Source organism: Niallia sp. FSL M8-0099, from assembly GCF_038006945.1.
GTDB classification, from domain to species: Bacteria; Bacillota; Bacilli; order Bacillales; family Cytobacillaceae; genus Niallia; species Niallia circulans.
This window is the reverse complement of record NZ_JBBOWF010000010.1, coordinates 1-4,296: the sequence shown is the minus strand read 5'-3', so window position 1 is coordinate 4,296 and position 4,296 is coordinate 1. Positions and strand designations below refer to the sequence as shown.

The following is a 4,296-nucleotide window of genomic DNA, read 5'->3' as shown; positions in this document are numbered from 1 at the left end:
GCTTTGCCCAAACCCACTGGGGAACTCTTCCCCAGACCCCCTTAATCGAACACCCCAACCCCTCAATCCCTGAGGGGCTCCCTCGCCGGTAGGCAGGTCAAAAGGTGAACTTTTGACACACCGAGAGGGTCTTGGTGCAGTGAGTCTGTCAACTCCTTAATGCTCCCTTCGGTCCGCTTACCGTTGACAGACGCCATACAGGGCTTTTTCGCCTTTGTGGGAGGTTGCCCCTTAATTTAAACTAAAAGGGCACCAAAACGCCATAGAGGGCATTTATGGGCTTCTCAATGCAAGAATATTTTTTGATTATAAATTTAATAATAAAAAGAATGTATTACTTGAAAAGTAATGTTAAATAAAGGAAGTGGCGACTTGAAAATTAGGGTTATTAAAAAGATAAATACTATGTATTTTAGTGCAATAATTGGATTAATCTTAACAACAATTTATACCACGATATTAATGATTTTTGTTACTAAAACTTTTAATAAAGTGAAATAAAAAATAAGCTTCTCTTTTTGCACTCAAGAGCCTTTCCCCTTGTTTTAGGGTGGAAGGCGCAGGCTGGGGTGAATTGGCGAGAGCCAAGAGGGGCTAGCCCCTTATTGCGTGGATCTATGTGATAAAAGAACAAATCTTTGAACGGTTGCTCTGGCGGTTTTGGCGGTACAATGGCACGAGCAAGCCGATTGCCTTAAATCCTCGTTTTAGGTACGTCGGCTTGGCGACAGTTCAGCACCGCCAAAATTTCTCCATGCAAGGGGGAAAGGGTGGAGATTTTTTGAGTGGGTTTCTCAAAAAATACTACCCGTACCTTGCATGGAGAAAAGCCCTTATATATAGAGTGAGAAGAGAGAGACTTTTAAAAGTGTAAAAAAGGTTGATATATCAGTAGTTTTAGCGATTTTCGTGTGTGTTCATTTGAACACAGTTGTGTGTCTAAATAAACACAAACAAAAATACGAACATAAATAAAAAATCGTAGTTGTCAAATTAAACAACTACGACTAAATTTTTTAAAATAATTTATCTGGTAAATCCTTTAATACAGGCATTTTCATAGCCTTATGAAACATTACTTGTAAGGCTTCATTTACATTATCTTTATCTCCTGCAAAAATCACATGAGGATTTACAAAGACTCCCTTCGGTCCGCTTACCGTTGACAGACGCCATATAAGGCTCATATAGACTGATTAAGAGACTATCCTAGTTTTTATACCTTCATTTGCCTTAAAGGCAAAATAGAAGCCTTTAAGGCTTTCTAAAAGCTATTAAAGATTTTCCATTTCATCAGGTAGAGAGAGTGAGGCTGGGGGTTTGGGGGCTAGCCCCCATTTTACGTCACTTATTTAAATTTAAAATAAAAATATTGAACGAAAGAACTAGCGTTTTTACAGGCTAAACTAATTTTTATCCGAACGACCTAATTCATGTTTCATCAGTTTATCGGTCGTTCGGCAAGATAAATGCAGCCTGTAAAATTTATTAACGCAAGGAGAAAAAGGTGGAGATTTTTTGAATGGTTTTCTCAAAAAATACTACCTGAACCTTGCGTTAATAAAAGCTATTTGATTAAGAAGAGAGTGTTTTTTTTAGAAAAGTAGCATAAACCCATATATACCAAGGGTTATAGCGTTTTTGCTTGTGTTCATATTTGAATGGTTTTGTGTTCACTTTAGAACATATTTGTATTCTTTTTTTGAATACAAATATAATTATTTGAATAAATATATTGTGTTCTTTATTTGAACATGTTAATGTTCAAATATGGACATAAAAATCGAGGTGTAACATGAGCAAAAACATGGAATATATCAGTGATACTCAAACTTTAATAGGACAACAAAAAAGAACATTAATTGACCAAGAAACAGGAGAAGTTGTACATGTAGATCAAATTACAAAGCGAGTTTATGGTACAAAACAATTTTGGAAAGTCTATTTAATGGATTTTTTAAGTATCTTAGGAATAATTGATAGTAAACAACTTGACGTTTTTATCTACATAGCAGAAAACACAAATCAAAACACAAATATGTTTATAGGAACTTATAGAAGTATTTCCGAAGATGTGGGAGTTGGAGTTAGTACAGTAACTAGAATCATGAAAAAATTACAAGAAAACAACTTTATTATGAAAAAACAAAATGGAGTTTACTTGGTTAATCCCAATATCATGATGAAAGGTAATGATCATAAAAGACAGATGCTTTTAAGTTATTATGAAGAAGACAAACCTTTAAATTCAATTGAAGTTTTGAGAGGAAGACAAAAAGCCATTCCAGAACAGTCTGCAAGCTTGGAAAATCAAGATTTTTTGGAGATGAAAAAAAATGATTGAAGGAATAGAATTAACGATTTATTTAAATGATGAAAATATTTCTTTTGACTTAACAGCTACACAAACAGAAGTAATTTTCAAAGCTTTAGGAGTTGAATTTGATAAAAAAAATAATACTATGACTACATTTAGTGATAGTAGTTTAAAAAAACATATTCTCCCTAAAATAAATTTTGTTCCAATCAATAAATAGTCTCTTATAAGAGACTATTTATTTTAGTTTCCAATTCATTTCATATTTTTCAAACACTTTAATAAGATCATCAAGCAATTGTTCATTTTCTTCCCAAGATAAAGGCTTCTTTTCATAATCTCGATTATATTCAAATGTCACATTCCAAGTACGATTGCAGTCCAAAGTTCCTTTGATAATCTGTTTTGACCTTTCAAAATCATGCATTTAACGTTCCATCTCCATTTCTTCTCTTTTTTGATTTTCAGGTTTCTCTAATCTTTGTAATGAGTCCTGGACAATCTCATTGCGTTTGTCTTCTAGTAATTTTATTTTATTGTGGTCTACATCATTTAGCCTTAAAAACCGTTTAACGCGGTCAATTTGAACAAACAAAACTTTCACTACTCTCTTTTTAAAAGAAGAAAACTCATTAGCAAGTTCCAAATATTTATCCTTTAATTTTCCATTTTCTAGCTTTAAATCTCTATTTTCTCTTTGATATGACTGATTTTCAAACTTAAGTGTATCCCTTTCCCCTACTAGTTTTGTTTTTTCTTTTAACTGGTCATTGTATTTATTAACCAACCCATTATACTTTTCAATTAAGTTTTCATATTTCTTTACAATGTCAGTCTTCTTCATTTTTTCTATCACTTTTTCTTTAACTAAAGAATCCAAATTCTCCTCAATATGTTTATAATAATGACGAACTTTATCTTGTCCAATCTGCATATCTGATTTTAGCTGTTCAACTTCTTTTTTAGCTTTTTCCAAGTCTTTTTCTAAATTCTCAGCTTTCACTTGATAAATAACTCCATTAGTAGCATAGTCCACTAAACTTTGATAATCTTGCTCTTTCATCCCAACTAATCCAAGAACCTTCTTCGATTCAATATTCTCAATAGCTTTCGTCTTATCTGTAATCTCATGGATCTGACCTATTGTTCGCTCATACTTCTCTTTTGCATCCTTCTCCATTTGTTGAAGCGTTAGAGCCTTGTATTTAGCAGATTCAACATGTTTACGGTCAGTCGAGACCCCACGTTCTAAATTGAAGCCTTCTCGTACCATATGATCATGAAATTTATCCTGTAGCTTTGCAAGTTGTTGTTTCTTACCAAAAAAATCTTTTGCCGAAAGCCGACCATCTTCCGTAATCGGCACAAATCCAACATGCATATGTGGTGTTTTTTCGTCTTTATGAACCATTGCATAAGCAATATTTTTTTCTCCATATTCATCTGCAAAGAATTCATAAGCCGATTCAAAGAATCGTCTTTCTTCTCGTTCTGATAGATTCTGAAAATACTCTGAATCAGAAGTAACAAGAAAACTAGCAACTTTCACCGCATCTTTCCGAATGGCTTTGCCAGTCGTCACTCCTTCCTCAATCATTTTGTTTACTTTTTCGTTATAATCAATAGATTTAGGATTAACTAAATCGTAATTCAAATGGGAAAGTTCATTCCTAATATCAGCATTTGTCTGACTCTCTTTTTCTCTTTGATTATGTATTTGAATGCCCTTGATTGCAGGTTGTTTTAGCTTCTGCATATGCAAAATTGCATAGCTCATTTTAGGGGTTCATCTCCTTCTCAAAAATCTAGTAGATTAAGAGAAGTGTAGCACACTACACTTTGCACGCAAAGTTACATGTGTTGGGGTATCCCCCAAACCCCCTTAAAAACCTTTCGACTATCGTCGAACTCGCCTTGCTGAAGTGTGGCCAATTTACATTGGCAGCACTTCATCCATTCGAGAAAACCATAGACCTTGG

4 protein-coding genes and 1 pseudogene are annotated in these 4,296 nt (G+C 33.9%); 2 read left to right on the top strand and 3 right to left on the bottom strand.

Annotated features, from left to right (window positions below; translation table 11 throughout):
- Nucleotides 1-1,016: 1,016 nt before the first annotated feature.
- Nucleotides 1,017-1,142: pseudogene (locus NSQ92_RS26755) on the bottom strand (MarR family transcriptional regulator); the annotation flags it as partial.
- Between the two features lie 653 nt (nucleotides 1,143-1,795).
- On the opposite strand from NSQ92_RS26755, the gene NSQ92_RS26750 reads away from it, so the two are divergent.
- Nucleotides 1,796-2,344: a replication/maintenance protein RepL gene (locus NSQ92_RS26750; protein ID WP_333730832.1), complete on the top strand. Its 549-nt coding sequence runs from the start codon at nucleotides 1,796-1,798 to the stop codon at nucleotides 2,342-2,344.
- Entirely contained in the window at nucleotides 2,337-2,537 is a 201-nt protein-coding gene (locus tag NSQ92_RS26745; RefSeq protein WP_333730833.1) for a hypothetical protein, read from the top strand. Before NSQ92_RS26750 ends, NSQ92_RS26745 begins: the two co-directional genes overlap by 8 nt.
- 18 nt (nucleotides 2,538-2,555) lie before the next feature.
- Here NSQ92_RS26745 and NSQ92_RS26740 read toward each other — a convergent pair whose 3' ends face one another.
- Nucleotides 2,556-2,744 carry a hypothetical protein gene (locus tag NSQ92_RS26740; protein WP_333730834.1) on the bottom strand — a complete coding sequence of 63 codons (189 nt, stop codon included), beginning with the start codon at nucleotides 2,742-2,744 and terminating at the stop codon, nucleotides 2,556-2,558.
- On the bottom strand, nucleotides 2,745-4,094 hold the full coding sequence (gene mobV / locus NSQ92_RS26735; protein ID WP_341153423.1) for a MobV family relaxase: 1,350 nt from the start codon (nucleotides 4,092-4,094) through the stop codon (nucleotides 2,745-2,747). It lies immediately after the preceding gene.
- Between the last annotated feature and the right edge of the window lie 202 nt (nucleotides 4,095-4,296).